Source organism: Shewanella sp. YQ_9 (assembly GCF_043103185.1).
Taxonomy (GTDB): domain Bacteria; phylum Pseudomonadota; class Gammaproteobacteria; order Enterobacterales; family Shewanellaceae; genus Shewanella; species Shewanella algae.
Genome location: NZ_JBICJO010000028.1, coordinates 1 through 16,003, shown reverse-complemented (window position 1 = coordinate 16,003; position 16,003 = coordinate 1). Strand labels below are relative to the sequence as shown.

At 53.3% G+C, this 16,003-nt stretch carries 17 protein-coding genes; 7 read left to right on the top strand and 10 right to left on the bottom strand.

Translation table 11 applies throughout. From position 1 onward, the window contains the following. Positions 1-155: 155 nt before the first annotated feature. Positions 156-356: a cytoplasmic protein gene (locus ACF8D4_RS08915; RefSeq protein ID WP_392464937.1), complete on the top strand. Its 201-nt coding sequence runs from the start codon at positions 156-158 to the stop codon at positions 354-356. Positions 357-434: 78 nt separating this feature from the next. Here ACF8D4_RS08915 and ACF8D4_RS08910 read toward each other — a convergent pair whose 3' ends face one another. The 5 genes from ACF8D4_RS08910 to ACF8D4_RS08890 form a co-directional block, all read right to left on the bottom strand. Then, positions 435-683, bottom strand: a complete 249-nt coding sequence (locus ACF8D4_RS08910) for a hypothetical protein (protein WP_025008940.1) — start codon at positions 681-683, stop codon at positions 435-437. A 196-nt stretch (positions 684-879) separates the two neighbouring features. Next, the gene (gene ahpF / locus ACF8D4_RS08905; RefSeq protein WP_071238453.1) at positions 880-2,439 is read right to left on the bottom strand and encodes an alkyl hydroperoxide reductase subunit F; all 1,560 of its coding nucleotides are present in this window, start codon (positions 2,437-2,439) and stop codon (positions 880-882) included. A gap of 104 nt (positions 2,440-2,543) precedes the next feature. Next, complete coding sequence (gene ahpC / locus ACF8D4_RS08900) at positions 2,544-3,113, bottom strand: alkyl hydroperoxide reductase subunit C (RefSeq protein ID WP_025008939.1); 570 nt, start codon at positions 3,111-3,113, stop codon at positions 2,544-2,546. 189 nt (positions 3,114-3,302) lie between these two features. Then, positions 3,303-4,841, bottom strand: a complete 1,539-nt coding sequence (locus ACF8D4_RS08895) for a leucyl aminopeptidase (protein ID WP_156018816.1) — start codon at positions 4,839-4,841, stop codon at positions 3,303-3,305. A gap of 89 nt (positions 4,842-4,930) precedes the next feature. After that, positions 4,931-5,674, bottom strand: coding sequence for a spermidine synthase (locus tag ACF8D4_RS08890; protein WP_028779458.1), 744 nt, complete (start codon positions 5,672-5,674; stop codon positions 4,931-4,933). Positions 5,675-5,767: 93 nt separating this feature from the next. Between ACF8D4_RS08890 and ACF8D4_RS08885 the strand changes: the two genes are divergently transcribed. Then, complete coding sequence (locus ACF8D4_RS08885) at positions 5,768-6,313, top strand: mechanosensitive ion channel family protein (protein WP_045283018.1); 546 nt, start codon at positions 5,768-5,770, stop codon at positions 6,311-6,313. Here the strand turns inward: ACF8D4_RS08885 and ACF8D4_RS08880 are convergent. From ACF8D4_RS08880 to fccA, 3 genes are all read right to left on the bottom strand, one after another. Beyond that, positions 6,310-7,047, bottom strand: coding sequence for a dienelactone hydrolase family protein (locus ACF8D4_RS08880; protein ID WP_025888680.1), 738 nt, complete (start codon positions 7,045-7,047; stop codon positions 6,310-6,312). The two genes, ACF8D4_RS08885 and ACF8D4_RS08880, sit on opposite strands and share 4 nt — an antisense overlap. Positions 7,048-7,226: 179 nt before the next feature. Continuing rightward, positions 7,227-8,216 (bottom strand): 2-hydroxyacid dehydrogenase, encoded by a 990-nt coding sequence (locus tag ACF8D4_RS08875; RefSeq protein ID WP_215794522.1) that lies wholly within the window; start codon positions 8,214-8,216, stop codon positions 7,227-7,229. A gap of 198 nt (positions 8,217-8,414) precedes the next feature. Next, positions 8,415-10,199 (bottom strand): fumarate reductase flavoprotein subunit FccA, encoded by a 1,785-nt coding sequence (gene fccA / locus ACF8D4_RS08870; protein WP_025888678.1) that lies wholly within the window; start codon positions 10,197-10,199, stop codon positions 8,415-8,417. Positions 10,200-10,589: 390 nt separating this feature from the next. Here fccA and ACF8D4_RS08865 point away from each other — a divergent pair, with 390 nt between their 5' ends. Genes ACF8D4_RS08865 through ACF8D4_RS08855 form a run of 3 tightly spaced genes read left to right on the top strand, consistent with a single transcriptional unit; the run spans position 10,590 to position 11,839 of the window. Further along, positions 10,590-11,000 (top strand): hypothetical protein, encoded by a 411-nt coding sequence (locus ACF8D4_RS08865; protein WP_025888676.1) that lies wholly within the window; start codon positions 10,590-10,592, stop codon positions 10,998-11,000. Continuing rightward, positions 10,997-11,515, top strand: coding sequence for a class I SAM-dependent methyltransferase (locus ACF8D4_RS08860; RefSeq protein ID WP_392464931.1), 519 nt, complete (start codon positions 10,997-10,999; stop codon positions 11,513-11,515). The genes ACF8D4_RS08865 and ACF8D4_RS08860 overlap by 4 nt, the downstream gene beginning before the upstream one ends. A 33-nt stretch (positions 11,516-11,548) precedes the next feature. Next, positions 11,549-11,839, top strand: coding sequence for a hypothetical protein (locus ACF8D4_RS08855; protein ID WP_028779462.1), 291 nt, complete (start codon positions 11,549-11,551; stop codon positions 11,837-11,839). A 204-nt stretch (positions 11,840-12,043) separates the two neighbouring features. Here ACF8D4_RS08855 and ACF8D4_RS08850 read toward each other — a convergent pair whose 3' ends face one another. Next, positions 12,044-12,232, bottom strand: a complete 189-nt coding sequence (locus tag ACF8D4_RS08850; RefSeq protein ID WP_025008933.1) for a hypothetical protein — start codon at positions 12,230-12,232, stop codon at positions 12,044-12,046. 188 nt (positions 12,233-12,420) lie between these two features. After that, positions 12,421-14,529, bottom strand: a complete 2,109-nt coding sequence (locus ACF8D4_RS08845; RefSeq protein ID WP_392464929.1) for a winged helix-turn-helix domain-containing protein — start codon at positions 14,527-14,529, stop codon at positions 12,421-12,423. A 197-nt stretch (positions 14,530-14,726) separates the two neighbouring features. Here ACF8D4_RS08845 and rluA point away from each other — a divergent pair, with 197 nt between their 5' ends. Both rluA and asnC read left to right on the top strand, forming a co-directional pair. Beyond that, a complete protein-coding gene (gene rluA / locus ACF8D4_RS08840; protein WP_107005079.1) occupies positions 14,727-15,404 on the top strand; it encodes a bifunctional tRNA pseudouridine(32) synthase/23S rRNA pseudouridine(746) synthase RluA in 678 nt (225 codons plus the stop codon). Positions 15,405-15,512: 108 nt separating this feature from the next. Then, positions 15,513-15,974 carry a transcriptional regulator AsnC gene (gene asnC, locus ACF8D4_RS08835; protein WP_025888669.1) on the top strand — a complete coding sequence of 154 codons (462 nt, stop codon included), beginning with the start codon at positions 15,513-15,515 and terminating at the stop codon, positions 15,972-15,974. Positions 15,975-16,003: the final 29 nt, after the last annotated feature.

Sequence of the window (16,003 nt, the reverse complement as noted above, 5' to 3'; positions counted from 1 at the left end):
CTTGAAGTGCAGAGCAGCAGCAAAGAGCCAAGTCGCCCATTGGTGGCTTAGCTTTTTGCCGGACAAGCGGGATTTAGGCTAAAGTTATAGCTATTGATGCCGATAACAGTATCATGCCCGAGTCCCGAAGCGACTCTCCAACCCAGAGGAAAGCCATGACAGTTTCTCTCAACTCCCAGCCGCTGTCGGTCAATATGGATACCGGCGCTGTCGGTGTTAAAGTCGCGCAGCTGGCCAAGCAGCAACAAGAAGCCGAAGGCGAAATCGCGCTGCAACTTATTCAGGCCGCCACTCCGACACAAGAACCTGCCGGCCCGATTGGTAACATAGGCCACAATATCAATACCACAGCCTGATATTCCCAAGGCTCTGGCGATAGCAAAAAAACCGGCAAAGCCGGTTTTTTATTGTGGATACATGGGCGAACCTAAGACTCACTTATGCTGCGCCAATGCCTCCTGCAATGCCTGACGCGTCGCAGTATCCTGCTGCCTTTGCTGTTCTTGCTGATGACGACGTAAGTTGTCTTCCGCCTGACGCACACACTGATTGTGATCCTGCCAACCATCGGCTACCGCTTCGTCGGTACGGGCAGAGCAGAGAATATCGGCGCAGCCACCGAGACTCCCCAAACCCAGCAGCAAAGGCAACAGGGCGCTCTTTGCCAAATAAGATGCAGACATTGTTATGTACTCCAAACTGGAATGCCAAGGCAATCGAGTGGCAAGGTCATTTTCCACCAACCGGCATTGACCCTAAACGGTTCAAATTAACCCAAAGAGACTGACGCTCAGCTGAACCAAAGATTTGCCTTAGAACAAAAGAAGCCGGCACTTGGCCGGCTGCTGTGTTGCTAAAGGCTGTTGAGTGGTTAACCCATCAAGCCGCTGCCGATTCATCCTCTGAATGGCGGATCAGGTAGTCAAAGGCTCCCAGAGAGGCGGTTGCACCGCTACCCATGGCGATGATGATCTGCTTGTAGGCCGAGTTGGTCACGTCACCGGCGGCAAACACCCCTGGCAGTGAAGTCTGACCGCGTTCATCGACAATGATCTCACCGCGCGGAGTCAATTCCACAGTGCCGCGCAGCCATTCAGTGTTGGGCACCAGACCTATCTGCACAAAGATACCTGCCAGCGCAATATTATGCTGCTCGCCACTGGCTCTGTCTGTGTAGTTGAGCCCGATAACCCGACTGCCATCACCAAGGACTTCTGTCGTTTGCGCCTGGGTGATGATGGTGATGTTACCCATAGATTTAGCCTTGCGCTGCAGCACGTCATCGGCGCGCAATTTGCTGTCAAACTCGAGTACAGTCACATGCTCGACTATGTTGGCCAGATCGATAGCCGCCTCAATACCCGAGTTACCACCGCCGATCACCGCAACCCGTTTACCCTTGAACAGCGGGCCATCACAGTGAGGGCAGTAAGCCACACCGCGGCCACGATATTCCTGTTCACCGGGGACATTCATTTCCCGCCAGCGAGCTCCTGTGGCCAACAGGACAGTACGGCTCTTGAGTACGGCACCATTTTCCAGTTCTACTTCATAGAGACCATTGCTGCCAAGGCGAACCGCCTTCTGGTTATCCATCACATCCACTTCATAGTCGCGAACATGCTCTTCCAGATTTGCCACCAACTTGGGGCCTTCAGTCGCCTTGACCGAAATAAAGTTTTCAATGCCCACGGTTTCGCTAACCTGGCCACCGAACTTGTCGGCCAACAGCCCAGTGCGCAGTCCCTTACGGGCGGCATAGATGGCGGCTGATGCCCCGGCAGGCCCGGCGCCAACCACCAGTACTTCGTAGGGCTTACGCTGGTTAAGGCTCTCGGCCTGGCGGGCAGAGGCATTGGTATCCAGTTTACTGAGTATCTCTTTCAGGCTGATGCGGCCGGCAGAGAAAGGCTCGCCGTTCAGATAAACCGAAGGCACGGCCATGATGTTGCGCTGCTCAACCTCATCCTGGAACAGGGCACCATCTATCATGGTATTGCTGATCCGTGGGTTGATCGCCGCCATCATATTGAGCGCCTGCACCACATCCGGGCAGTTCTGGCAGCTCAGAGAAACAAAAGTTTCAAAATGATATTCCCCTGGCAGGCTGCGGATCTGCTCGATCAGCTCGGCCTCCAGCTTGATGGGATGCCCACCTGTGTGCAGCAGAGCCAGCACAAGTGAGGTAAATTCGTGCCCCATGGGCAAACCGGCAAAGCGTATGTCAGAGCCCTTGATTGAGGTAACCTGCATCGCCGGGGTACGGGACAGTGACTGCTCGGTCACACTGACCAGGGAAGACAGCGAGGCAATATCCTGTGCCAGAGCCAACAGCTCTTTGGACTTTGGGCTTTCATCTGCAGATACGACAAGTTCAACTGGTTGCTTGAGGTTCTGCAGATAGGTTTGCAGTTGATTTTTCAGATTCGCATCCAACATGATGACTCCAGAATCAGACTAAAGGAAAACAGAAATAGTGCGGGGAAAAAGGCTCCAAACCCTTGCAGGGGGAGGTTCGGAGCCTTCCGGATCATACTGGCAGTTTAGATTTTGCCAACCAGGTCCAGAGAAGGAGCCAGAGTTTCGTCGCCTGGCTGCCACTTGGCAGGGCAAACTTCGCCGTCGTGAGTGGCAACATATTGAGCAGCTTGGATCTTACGAACCAGCTCGCTGGCGCTACGTCCGATACCCAGGTCATGGATTTCAGCGACTTTGATTTCACCTTCAGGGTTGCTGACGAAAGTACCGCGCAGGGCAACACCGTCTTCCTCAACCAGCACGCCGAAGTTACGGCTGATTGCGCCGGTTGGGTCACCTATCATTGGGAATTGGATCTTGTTGATGGTGTCGGAAGTATCGTGCCATGCCTTGTGAGTGAAGTGCTTGTCGGTAGACACAGAGTAAACTTCAACGCCCATGGCCTGCAGTTTTTCGTAGTGGTCAGCCATATCACCCAGTTCAGTTGGGCAAACGAAGGTAAAGTCGGCTGGATAGAAGAAAACTACAGACCACTTGCCCAGCAGATCCTGTTCGGTCAGCTCAACGAATTCACCTTTGTGGAAGGCGGTAGCTTTAAAGGGTTTGATTACAGAGTTGATGATTGACTGAGTCATTGTATGCTCCCATTTTCAGTTTGAATTGTCCGGGTCAACTTCATTGCTGCCCGTCGATGGAAGTCATATTAACCAAAGGGTTTAAAATAAGATAACGGATAAAAGCTGTTACCTTAATCGGTTTTTCAGAGGAACTTGTGTCGGGAGCGAAAAAAGCGATTACCCTTCGCTCCCGGGCAAGTTATTGATCTATTGGTTCTCGCTGAACTTATGCTGTTCCAACCAATGGCTCAGCAGGCGTACACCATAACCGGTAGCACCGGCCGGAGCCAGTTGAGTGTCGCTCCTGACCAGGGCATTACCGGCAATGTCCAGATGAGCCCAGGGTTGATCACCGGCAAAACGCTTGAGAAACATCGCCGCCGAAGAAGCCCCGGCGCTGCCTTCACGGCCTGTGTTGGTTAAATCCGCGATGCTGGAATGCAGCTCTTCGCCGTAGGCCGGATCCAGCGGCAGACGCCACAGCTTTTCCCCCACCTGCTGTCCCGCGTATGTCAGTTGCTGCACCAAAGGTTCCGAGTCACTGAACAGGCCGGCATACTCCACCCCTAGGGCACGCACCTTGGACCCTGTGAGGGTCGCCACATCCACTATCACTTGTGGTTGGTATTTCTCGCGGGCATACCAAAGACCGTCGGCCAGCACCAGGCGTCCTTCAGCGTCGGTATTGAGGACTTCAACCGTCAGCCCCTGGGCAGTCTTGATCACATCCCCCGGGATCATTGCACGACCCGAGACCATGTTTTCCGCCAGCGGCATGATACCCACCAGATTAACCGGCGCCTTGGAGGCGGCCATCGCCTTGACCGTTCCCAACACTGTGGCGGCGCCGGCCATATCTGACTTCATCCGCGCAATCGAAGTGCCGGTCGCCTTGATGTTATAGCCGCCTGAGTCAAAGGTAATCCCCTTCCCCACCAGCGCCACCGGAGCATCATCACTGCCCTGCCAGTGCGCGACTACCAGCCTTGGGCCTCGCTCGCTGCCTTTGCCCACGGCCAGCAACGCGCCCATATTGAGTTTGGCCAAGTCTTTGGGTTCCAACACCTTGATCTTGACGCCAAGACGCTTGAGTTCCTTGGCCGCATCGGCAAAGGACTCGGGATAGAGTTCGGCGGCCGGTTTGTTGGTCAGATCCCGCGCCAGCGCCACCCCATCGGCAATCGCTGCCGACTTGAGGTGATTGGTCTCGGCTACCTTGGGCTCGGCGACCGCAAAATGGTACTGTTTTTCGGTACGCGGCTTGGCCGTGAAGTCACGATAGCGGTAGCTGGCCAGGGAAATCCCCTGGGTCAATTCGGCGATAAATCCCTGGCTATTTGGGATATCAGCGGCCCATACCGCCACCTTGGGTTGTTTGACGGCTTCCAGGTGATTGGACAGCTTGCCCCCCAGCAAGGCTGTCTTCCCCGGCGTCAGTTCAGCATCCCCAAGCCCGAGCAGCAGCAGGCGCTCTGCTTGGGTACCAATGGGGGCCAGCAATTCGAGCAGCTCGCCCTCCTGGCCTTTGAAGTTGGCGGCCGCAATGGCGCGCTGCAGTTGTTTGCGGGTATCCGCCTGCAATCCGGCGGCCGAGTATAGGGTGCCATCCTGATGCTGGAACATCACCAAGGTGTTGGCCGGGGCGACTTGAGTGGCAAACTCATACTGTTCGGCCTGTGTCGTCCCAGCGCCCATAAGGCAGGATAGGGTCAGAAGTTTTACTGCTAATCTTTTGTTTTTGTTCATTTGTACTGCTTATCATTATTGAGGGGCAGACAAATATAACATCAGGGCTTTTACGGACTAGTGCCCTTAACAATCCCTTACAAATTAGCCTACTGCCAGAGTTCGAAGCGACTGAGAGAGCGGCCGAGATCGCAGTCCAGCACAGCAGACAAGCCGGCGGCGCCCTGCTTGAGCCCGGCACTGGTAAAGTTTTTCGGTGTCCTTGAGGCAAACACTACCCAGTTGCCGCCCCCCGTGAGGCAGGCCCGCACATCGGGGAAATGTTGCTGCAGGCGAGCCAGCAGGCCTCTGTCCTGACTGTGCTCTTTCCAGCAGTTGAGCACCAGCAAACCTTCACTCTTGAGCAGTGCCAGGCTCTGCTCGATAAAGGCTTGGCTCAGCTGACCGGCATCCACCCCTTCAGAGCCGTAGAGATCGGCGAAGATAATATCTACCTTCTTGTGCTCGGCACTGGCCAGAAACTGATTGGCATCCTGATTGATAAGGTTCAGCTTTTTCGACAGTGGCAGTTGAAAATGGCTCTTGGCCAACTCAAGCACCAGGGGGCGCAACTCGACCGCGGTCAGCTTGATAGCGGCATCAAAATGCCTCAGCGCATGCACCAAGGCGCCGCCGCCCAACCCCAAAATGATGGCACTCTTGGGTTTGAGGTACAAAAGCGCCAGCAGCATGGCCTGCACATAGGTGTGCTGCGGTACATGGGGGGCCTTTTTCAACAGTTTGCTCTGCTCGTCGTGTTCGCCGAAGGCCAAGATCCGACAGTCGCCATCATCGAGGACAGCGACGCTGCCCCATTCATCCTGTTGCTGCACTAAGGTGCGATAATCTGCCATGCTTGAATAATTCTCGGTTGGGGAGTTTATCCCCTGTGACAAAGTCGCTAGTATGCCAGCAAATGCCTTATTTCTCACAGAAGCATACGCCATATGACTCACAATATTCTGATTGCCTGCCTCTATCTCGGAGTGTTTTTCTTTCTGCAGCGGGCGCTGAAAAATGCGGTGCAAACCCTGGCGGACAAGAAACAGGTCAGCGCCGCCCGTACCAGCCTGGTGACCCGCTTTATCAGCTATCTGTTGTTCTTTGTCACTCTGTCGTTGATGGCCGTTTCTCTAGGACTCGGCTATCAGGAGGTTTCACTGTTCGTGTCTTCGGCATTTGCTGTGCTGGGGGTGGCTTTGGTGGCCCAGTGGTCGATACTGAGTAACCTCACCGCCGGGGTGCTGATCTTTTTTGTGTTTCCCTACAAAGTCGGTGAGCGGATCAAAGTCGTCGACAAGGATGAGGATATTACCGGGGTATTGTTGGAAGTGGGGCTGTTTCACGTGCTTATCCGCCGCGACAACGGCGATACTGTTACCTACCCCAACAACCTGATACTGCAAAAAGCCGTGCTGAAGCTGGCACCCGGCAATGCCTCGGCACCGCAGGCACAAGAGACAGAGCCGGAGCAACTGACCAAGCAGGATTAATTGAGCCTGCGCTGAAACAGCGCCAGCGCCTGCTGGTACATCTGCAGCGCCAATGCCGGGTCATAACGGGGATCGCCATCCCTCATAAAGGCGTGCTGGGCATTGAGCTCCTGCCAGCTGTATAAGGTCTGGCATTGCTCCAGCCTTTGCTGGATGAGACGGCGCCCTTCACTCGGCACATGGGGGTCCTGCTTGCCCCAGATCATCACCAACTCGGCGCGAATATCCCGGCAGCGGCTCAGAGAGTCATTCCCCGGCGCACTCGGGATAGCTCCGCTGTGAATATCAGTGGCATAGAGACAAAATGCCGCTGCTATGTCGGGGTTAAGGGCGGCGCGAAACGCCAGGTGACCGCCAACGCAGACACCCATGGCACCAATCCGTCCGCGGCTCCAGGGCTGAGCCCGAATAAAATCCACCAACGCCTGAGTATCATCATCGTGGGCTTCCAATGGCTTGCTCAGCTTATCGCTGTTGCCTTTGTCCTTGCCACTGTCATCATAACCAAGCACAGTGCCCGGCGGATTGAGCTCGTGGAAAATCTCCGGCACCAATACCACAAAGCCGTGACCGGCCAGCATGCAAGCCATACGACTTATGGGGGCGGTTTCCTGAAAGATTTCCGAGTAAAAAATGATGGCGGGAAAACAACCCTCGCTATCGGGACGATAGACCCGGGTTTGCATGCTGCCGCTTGCCGTCGGCAGTTGATGAAGACTCTGTGTAACCAGCATGACACCTCCCTATGAGCATCTCCCCGATGCGGTAACCTCAATCTAGCAATCGGGGAGTCAGGTGTCAGTATTTATCTTTAGGGAATTCTTGCAAAGGACTAGGGCCATTTGCTGCGAACCACGTGCATCCAGGCCTGTAAGCCGACGCAGAGCACACATGGGACTTGTTCGCACCTTCCTTAGAAAAGCTCGTTACCCGAACGCTCACCGCTGAGGAGTTTCTGTACATTGGACAGTGTGGTGTGGGCGATGGCGCCCAAGGCCTCTTCGGTCAAAAACGCCTGGTGACCGGTAAAGATCACATTGTGGCAAGCCGATAAACGCCGGAATACATCGTCCTGGATCACTTCGTTGGACTTGTCTTCAAAGAACAGCTCTTTCTCGTTCTCATACACGTCCAACCCCAACGAACCTATCTGTCCGAGCTTGAGCGCTTCCATGGCATCTATGGCGTTGAGCAAGCCGCCACGACTGGTGTTAATCACCATCATGCCCGGCTTCATCTTGGCAAAGCTGTCTGCGTTGAGCAGATGGCGGTTTTCCGCCGTCAGCGGGCAATGAAGACTGATGATATCGCTCTGTTGGTACATCTCATCCAGAGTGACATAGCGAGCCCCCAGCGCCTCTACTTGCGGGTTGGGATAAGGGTCAAACGCCTGTACTTTACAGCCAAAGCCCAGCAAGACCTTGATGGTGGCGATACCGATTTTCCCTGTGCCGACCACGCCCACAGTCTTACCGAACATGTTGAAGCCCACCAACCCTTCGAGAGAGAAGTTGGCATCCCGGGTGCGTTGATACGCCTTATGGATCTTGCGGTTCAGGGTCAACATCAGGGCGACCGTATGTTCGGCCACAGATTCTGGAGAGTAAGCAGGGACATTGACAACATTCATTCCCAGACGCTTGGCCGCATCCAGGTCGACATTATTAAAGCCTGCACAGCGCATGGCGATGATCCGGGTGCCGTTGGCGGCCAGTTCTGTCAGCACCTCGTCATTGAGTTCGTCGTTGACGAAGGCGCAGATCACTTCGAATCCGTAAGCCAGTTTCACTGTTTGCATGCAAAGGCGCACGTCGAAGTACTCGATTTGAGCCCCAAAGGCCTCGTTGGTACGGTTGAAATGCTGCATGTCGTAACGCTTGGCGCTGAAAAAACCTATCTTCATGCTGTTTATGACCCGGTAATTGGAATGATAGCTAAAAGTGTAAGTGAATTACCTAAACTTGTCTTTGCCTGGCACAGACAATCTCACCGGAAACATGATGCAGCGCAACAAAAAGAAAAAAGCGGACTCCTGACAGTCCGCTTTTTTGATGAGGGGCTCAAGCGCCCCGACTCCGTGCTATCGGAGAATTAGTTTGGCCTAGTGCTCTTTAGCGTACTTGGCAGCTTCAGCACCGGCGATACGACCGAAGGTTACGATATCAGAGATAGCGTTACCGCCCAGACGGTTGGCACCGTGAACACCACCGGTTGCTTCACCGGCAGCATACATACCCTGGATCAGATGACCATCTTTGGCTTTCACTTCAGCCTTGGTATCGATCTTCACGCCACCCATGCTGTGGTGTACAGCTGGCTTAACTTCGATAGCGTAGTAAGGGGCAGTACCCAGTTCACGAGGCAGGTTAGGACGCTCGAATTGAGTGTCTTTACCAGACTTCACGAAACCGTTGTAGCTGGCAATAGTCTTGGCCAGTTCGGCACCTGGAACACCAATCTTCTTGGCCAGTTCTTCAGGGGTCTTACCTTCATCAACAATGCCCAGGTGGACATAGTTTTCAATCTTCTTCAAGCTCTTGCGAACTGAGTCATCGAACACCAGGAAGGCGCTGGCACCTTTCTGTTTCAGGATGGCCGCAGAAGCCTTGTCACGAGTAGTGATTTCGTTGACGAAACGGTCACCTTCACGGTTAACCAGGATAGCACCGTTACCGCGTACGGCTTCAGTTACCATCACACCACCACGTGGAGACAGAGTTGGGTGAGCCTGTACCCATTCCAGATCGCGGGTATCGGCACCGGCTTGCATGGCAACATCCAGACCGTCACCGGTTGCACCTGGGTGGTTGGTAGCAGCAAAGCCTTTCAGCTTAGGATCGTACTTGGCAACGCGGTCGTTGTTCTTGGCGAAACCACCGGTAGCCATAACCACGGCATCAGCCTTGATCACGTAGTAACCAGTGTACTTACCTTCAACCAGAACGCCGGTCACTTTGCCTGAATCATCTTTCAGTACGCGTACAACGCGGCTGTTCAGACGGATATCGGTACCGCGCTTAACAGCGTTGTCCCACAATACTTGGGCAACGTGAGCACCTACACCGGCACCACCGGTTGGACGGTGACTACGGTTAACACTGGCACCACCCATACGACCTACGTCAGTCATATCGGCGCCCATAGAAGTCAACCAGTCGATAGAATCGGAAGAGTTGTTGGCCAGAACTTTAACCAGCTCAGGATCGTTGATGTTACGGCCACCTTTCATGGTGTCCTCAATCATGATCTCTTTCTTGTCTTTAATACCCAGAGCCGCTTGAGGCTTGGTTTCAGCAGCGTTCATACCGCCGGCAGCCAGCTTGGTGTTACCACCTGGGATAGGCTCTTTTTCCAGCAGAATGACTTTGGCACCGTTGTCGCGAGCAGATACTGCGGCGGCCAGACCGGCACCACCAGAACCTATGATAACCACGTCAGTGGTTTCACGAGGACCGGCTGCAATAGCTTTGTCTTGAGCATCTTTCTGCACATCGATAGGAACGAACTTACGCTCCCACTTGCCGCCGAATGGCATATCGAAGCCGAAGCTGTGGCAAGCGTCACAGTAAGCAACTGATTTTTCATGGCCTTTGTGGCAAGAAGTACAAGCGATTTCACCGATCAGGTGAGACTTGTGTGGAGAAATCTTCAGATCTTTTTCACCGGCAGCAATCTCTTTCAGATCACCGTGGCAGCTAACGCACTGGGCGTTCTCATGGGTCAGGTTGTCATCGGTCGGGCCTTTCTTGGAAACGTGGCAAGTATCGCAACCGCCCATTTCACCATGAAAATCCGCCAATACATCTGCGCCGGCATAAGCTGTACCGGCCATCATGCCGGAAATCAGAGCAGCCAGTGCTGTTTTCTTAAGTGCTCCCGTGAACATAGAGTGTTCCTCCACCATATTATTTCACATACTCATATATAGCTATTTCGTACCACATTGCTTTTTAGTTATTTATACCAAGGCTGTAGCACGACATATCTCCCATGGCAGAAGATATCACTACCCCTTTAGGCATATATTTAACTGAGTCACAAAAAGATTTCTCTCAACGCCACCTATCCGCATTTCTGTGCACTCTTGCAGATTAGTCGGTCACATATTGATACAAATCACGGCTAACGTACCGTATAGCTGACGAAGTTAACGTTTTGGGGATCTGCATTTCCATGTGAGAAGACTCGACAAATACAGGATCAAGCATAGTCGCCAATTGGCGAATGCTGCTAAGCTAACGGAAAATTTGTATTCTGGATCACAGATATAATCGCCATGGCTAAAGCACAGATGTCTGAAAAGCAGTTTTGGCTGCAGCGCCTTTGTAAGACCAGCCTCAGAGCCCTGCACATTTTGGGAATTGTTGGGGCCGGTGGCGGTATTTTGCTGTCGGTACCCAGAGAAAGCTGGCAACTCTATTGGATAATGGCCATGGCCAGCGGCAGTTGCCTGATGCTGTGGGAGATAGTCAGGGATTGGCGCTGGCTTATCCAACTGAAAGGGGTATTGACTCTGGTGAAGCTGCTGCTGATCCTGCTGTTTATTCCCCTGGCAAACTACAAGAGCGAGTTGCTTGTGACTGTAGTTTTGCTGTCGGTCATAGTGTCACACGGGCCCGCGGGCTTGCGGCATTATTCTATAGTTCACAGACGCAGAATAGACAGCCGCAAGGAGATCAAGGGATGAACACAGCAGAACTGATCACAGCCTTTGAGCGGCACACTGAGATAACACCTGAGCTCAGAGTACTGGACCTGGCCTGCGGCACCGGGCGCAATGGCCATTGGTTTGCCAAACAGGGCGCCGAGGTTACCTTCATCGATCGCAATCCCGAGAGCTTTGATGACCTATGGCGCCAGTTTCCTCACTGCCAATTCATTGAATGGGACCTTGAGCAGGGCGACAAGCCCGAGCTTCAACCTTTCGACGTGGTATTGGTGTTCAACTACCTGCACCGCCCATCGCTGCCCTGGATAGCCAAACAACTCAAACTCGGTGGTTTGTTGTTTTACGAGATCTTTACTCAGGAACAGGCCAAGTTTGGCCGTCCCAGTAACCCGGACTTCTTGCTGAATCAGAGTGAGCTACAACACAGATTTGCCAAATTCGAGACTTTACATTACTTTGAAGGCCATATGCCCGGCGGAGAAACGGGAATGCTGCAAGCCAAGGCTCAATTGATAGCCAGAGCCGTTCGCTGATCCGCCTTTATTCAGCTGTATCAAGGACCTGTAATGTTTCCCTATCCCGAGCAGTATCGGCTTGCCCTGCCCCCGCTGATCACCGCCTTTATGGTGCTCTGGTCGTTGTTGACCCGACCTCTGCTGGGAGATGCCAGTCCATTCGCCCTCTATCCCTTGTTGTTACTGTTCCCTCTGGTGCTTGGACTGCACCTGCACCTTATCTGGCAAGCAGCCGGCCTACGTCGCCTGGATCAGGCCTTCTATGCTCTGGTACACGGTATTCTGGCTTTCGTGGTCTGGACCTTTTGCATCATGCATGTGGGCGGTCACAGCTTCTCCTAAGCTTCCGGATAAATAAAAAGGGGCGCGGTTTACACCGTGCCCCTTTGGCTTGGAAAGGGAGAGTTATTTGTCCTTAGGGTCGAGCAACCTTGATTCTTCGGACGCAAGAACCAAGTTTAAAAACAGGTAGTACACCAATACAAAAGCGCTCAGTGAACCAACCAAATAGAGAGTGACCTGCAACATGATGGCCTCCACTGACGGTTATAGATTGATGGACTCATCGGGGATCTTGTAAATCACACACTCTGGATACGGCTCACACAGAGATGGCGTATTGACTTCATCCTTGCCCTTGGTGGGTGTCGACGCCAGCAGTAGCGGTAAAGCAAACAGAGTAGAAAGTAACGCAAATCCAATCGCATTTTTCACAAACTGATTCAAACTTTTCATCGTCTTTTCTCCTGCTGGGAAATGGGTGGGCGCAAACTGCGCCCGAGATTGCTTTGACCTTTTGGCCCGGTACTCAGGGTAAAAACCAAGCGCTTTGGTGGTCAGGCAATCAACCTTGTCCCTAAAACTATCTCAGGCAGGGAAAAGCACCATAATGAAAAGGTGACGGAAAGGTGATGTCTTATAAATCAGTTAATTACTTCAACTATATCTGTATTGGCAGGCCCCAATAATGCCAGCGAAATCTGGCCATCATCTGTCACTGACAGCAATCTTGGGGAAACTTTCTCCATCGGAATGTCGCGCCCCTCTCTCTTGCCCGTGTGGAGATCTATCTTGAGAATGCCCATGGCATTGTCGTTGGGCCGCAGCAACCAGAGTGCCTCGGAAGCCAGTTGCCAACTGCTGCCGAAGTGGGGGGTGTATTGGTCATAAAAGAGTTCTTCGACGCCCCGCTTCAGGCGCCAAATCCCTTTCTTGTACAGGCGGGTAAAATAAAGAGTACCGTCGGCGGCATACTTGGCAGAAAAACCATCTGTCAGCAAAGGCTGCTGCTCGCCACTGTCCAACAGCAGACTGTTTATCTGCCAGCGACCATCGACGCTGACCGCTGCCAGCAGCTCATTGCTGCTGCGCCCCCAACTGACATTACGAACATTGCCCAGCTGAGGGAAAAACTTGAGTTCACCGTTTTCAGGGTTGAGGACAAACACCTGTTGGTTGAGGCTGCCGGCCACCAGCTTGTCATCGGCTGAATAACTGAGTTCATCTATATGGGAAAAAGTGCTCAGGCGACTCAGTTGTTTCTCCGTGCCCTGTTCGTCCCGACGCCATAGTTGTGGCAATCCGCTGCGATTGGAAACAAAGATCAGCTCCTTGCCATCGTGGCGCAAGGTACCGGCGGTATCACGGCGACTGGACGCCACAAAGCGCTGCGGTTTGGAAGTCTCATCGAAGGGCGATGACCAAAACCAGATCTCCTCTTCAAACAGTTCACCGACAACCGCCGCCATGCGTCCGGCACTATTGGCCGAGGGAGAATTGATTTCCTGCAACACGCTCGTCAGCCGGGTTAACTTACGGGGTTTGAGTTGCAAGCGGTGAAGTTGTCCCTCTTCACCTCGGTAGACCAAGGCGTTACCGCCTTTATCCCAGGCGATACTGCGCAGTGGATACCCCACCCGCTGCAGGTTTTGCCAATCACCGGATTCGATATCGAACAGTAAGATCTGGGTGTCGAACCAGTTGATACTGCGCAGCACGGCCAGGCTGTGACCGTCGGGAGACAAGGCCAGGGCATAGTCACCGCGTCCCACCACATGTGGTTGACTCAACTGCTGACGCCGACCGTCGCTGAGGCTGAGCAGAAAAACACGCTTGAAACCTTCAACCCCTTCGGCATCAACATAAAACAGCGAGCGGTTAGAGGGGCTCCAGGCGATGCTGGTCGACTGTGTCGTCTGATGGCACTGGCTGACTATGCGGCTTCGCATCCCCTCTTCGGTCAGCTCTGTCACCATAATGCGACAGCCCTGAGTCTCACTGAATGCCAAATAAGCCAAGGCCTTGCCATCGTGGCGCCAGGCCGGGTAGCGCAGACTGTAATCATCCACTACAGGAATGGTTTTGATGACTCTGTCGCCGAGCGCCATCAGCTCAATATGCCACTTATCGGCGTTCAGTTCCCGATAGGAAAATGCCAGCATGCTGCCATCGGGGGACAGGCTGGGATCGACTTCCTGACCATTGAGCGAAGTCAGTGGAGTCAGACGCCGGATGGCCACATCTGTCAACTCAAGCTGGGTGTTTTCCTGGGCAGGAGCCAGATAGAGCCAACTGGCAATACCCGCCGCCAGCACTCCGAAGGCGCCGCCCAAATAGCCCCACTTGCTGCCGCCTGCTGCTATCTTTTGCTCAGTCTCGGCGTCTGCCAGTTTTGCCGGTAAAGGTTCATCCTGCGAATCGTCATCGAGTGTCGTCTCGCGTACTTTCGCTATCAACACATAGCCCTGCTTGGGCACTGTCTTGATAAAACGTGGCTCTCTGGGATTATCCTGCAGATGCTGACGCAGCAAGCCGATAATGCGGTTAATGGCGTTATCCGTGATGATGCCGCCGTGCCAAACCTCCTGGATCAACATTTCACGGCTCACCAGGGTGTTGGCATGATGGATAAGACACAGCAATACCTGCATCACCCTGAGCTCGAGCCGCACTTGAGCCTCTTCGCGGCTCAGCGTACTCATCTGAGGGTCAACCAACCAATCTTCCAACAGGTAACCTGAGCGCCTTCCCATATCAATCCATTTTCAATTCAAACACTAAGATACTAATTGCCCATGTTGTAAAAGAGAAGTAAAGCGCTCAAATTAACCAAAGGCAGGTGCGAATAACTCCCCGCATGCTTTGAAGCCTGGATGCAACAACGCCCAAGAGCTTGCATCTACCTGCTGCCGCGGTTATCTTTGCCGTCCATTTTCATTGAGGCCATGACATGTCAGATTTTGTCTACAATCCGCCAACCGAACCTTGGCTGGATATTCTCTATCAAGACAAGGACATCATAGTCATCAATAAACCTTCAGGACTTCTCTCGGTTCCCGGACGGGATCCGGCCCATCACGACAGCGCCTATGCCAGAGTCCTGGCCGAACATCCACAGGCACAAGTGGTTCACCGCCTGGATATGGCCACCTCGGGCGTGCTCTTGCTGGCACTGAGGCGCAGTGCCGAACGGGAGCTGAAACGTCAGTTTCGAGACAGGGAAACCCAAAAGAGTTACTACGCCAGAGTCGCCGGCCATATCAAGGCCACTCAAGGCAGTATAGAACTACCACTCATCTGCGACTGGCCCAACAGACCCAGACAGAAAGTCGATCATCAAGTGGGTAAGCCGTCATTGACCCACTATGAAGTGATTAGCAAGGGGCGCTATTCAACTCTGGTCATGCTGATCCCCATCACAGGGCGCTCACACCAACTCAGGGTGCATATGATGGCATTGGGTCATCCCATTCTGGGCGATGGTTTCTACGCCGACTCCTGGGCAAAAAGATTGGCTCCCAGATTGCTGCTGCATGCCGCCAGCCTCAGCATCAAGCATCCTTACTCGGGCGAACCCATGAGCTTCAGTGCACCTGTGCCTTTTCTCGCGCCCGAAGGTGAGCAATAACGGCTAACGTCACCATAGATGTTGAGCCAAAAGTCGCCATAAGACTGGCAATTTTACAATAAAACACGTAGATTCATGCCTGATTACAAGCAATTTAGGCGTGATGCTGTGGATACATCATTTCAAAGAGATCAACTGGACAATCAGATCCTGGAAGCCCTGATGCAGGATGCACGAACTCCTTTTGCCGAGCTGGCCAAACGCTTCAGCGTCAGCGCAGGCACGATTCATGTCAGGGTCGAAAAGATGAAACAGGCAGGTATTATCACCGGTGCCCAAATAACGGTTAACCCCAAAGCTCTGGGCTATGATGTCTGCTGCTTTATCGGCATCAATCTCAAGAGTGCCGGTGACTATCCCGCCGCCATCTCCAAGCTCAATGAGTTGGAAGAAGTGGTAGAGGCCTACTACACCACAGGCAACTACAGCGTATTTGTCAAAGTGATGTGTCAATCTATAGATGCCCTGCAGCACGTGCTGATTAACCGTATCCAGTCGATAGACGAAATTCAATCTACCGAAACCCTGATAAGTCTGCAGAATCCAATTGTCAGGGCGGTAAAACCTTAACAACAGATAAAGAAAAGGCTGCCAAATTG

Coding starts and splice junctions, on each gene's coding strand:
- ACF8D4_RS08915 (WP_392464937.1), top strand. CDS start 156: ATGACAGTTTCTCTCAACTCCCAGCCGCTGTCGGTCAATATGGATACC.
- ACF8D4_RS08910 (WP_025008940.1), bottom strand. CDS start 683: ATGTCTGCATCTTATTTGGCAAAGAGCGCCCTGTTGCCTTTGCTGCTG.
- ahpF (WP_071238453.1), bottom strand. CDS start 2,439: ATGTTGGATGCGAATCTGAAAAATCAACTGCAAACCTATCTGCAGAAC.
- ahpC (WP_025008939.1), bottom strand. CDS start 3,113: ATGACTCAGTCAATCATCAACTCTGTAATCAAACCCTTTAAAGCTACC.
- ACF8D4_RS08895 (WP_156018816.1), bottom strand. CDS start 4,841: ATGAACAAAAACAAAAGATTAGCAGTAAAACTTCTGACCCTATCCTGC.
- ACF8D4_RS08890 (WP_028779458.1), bottom strand. CDS start 5,674: ATGGCAGATTATCGCACCTTAGTGCAGCAACAGGATGAATGGGGCAGC.
- ACF8D4_RS08885 (WP_045283018.1), top strand. CDS start 5,768: ATGACTCACAATATTCTGATTGCCTGCCTCTATCTCGGAGTGTTTTTC.
- ACF8D4_RS08880 (WP_025888680.1), bottom strand. CDS start 7,047: ATGCTGGTTACACAGAGTCTTCATCAACTGCCGACGGCAAGCGGCAGC.
- ACF8D4_RS08875 (WP_215794522.1), bottom strand. CDS start 8,216: ATGAAGATAGGTTTTTTCAGCGCCAAGCGTTACGACATGCAGCATTTC.
- fccA (WP_025888678.1), bottom strand. CDS start 10,199: ATGTTCACGGGAGCACTTAAGAAAACAGCACTGGCTGCTCTGATTTCC.
- ACF8D4_RS08865 (WP_025888676.1), top strand. CDS start 10,590: ATGGCTAAAGCACAGATGTCTGAAAAGCAGTTTTGGCTGCAGCGCCTT.
- ACF8D4_RS08860 (WP_392464931.1), top strand. CDS start 10,997: ATGAACACAGCAGAACTGATCACAGCCTTTGAGCGGCACACTGAGATA.
- ACF8D4_RS08855 (WP_028779462.1), top strand. CDS start 11,549: ATGTTTCCCTATCCCGAGCAGTATCGGCTTGCCCTGCCCCCGCTGATC.
- ACF8D4_RS08850 (WP_025008933.1), bottom strand. CDS start 12,232: ATGAAAAGTTTGAATCAGTTTGTGAAAAATGCGATTGGATTTGCGTTA.
- ACF8D4_RS08845 (WP_392464929.1), bottom strand. CDS start 14,529: ATGGGAAGGCGCTCAGGTTACCTGTTGGAAGATTGGTTGGTTGACCCT.
- rluA (WP_107005079.1), top strand. CDS start 14,727: ATGTCAGATTTTGTCTACAATCCGCCAACCGAACCTTGGCTGGATATT.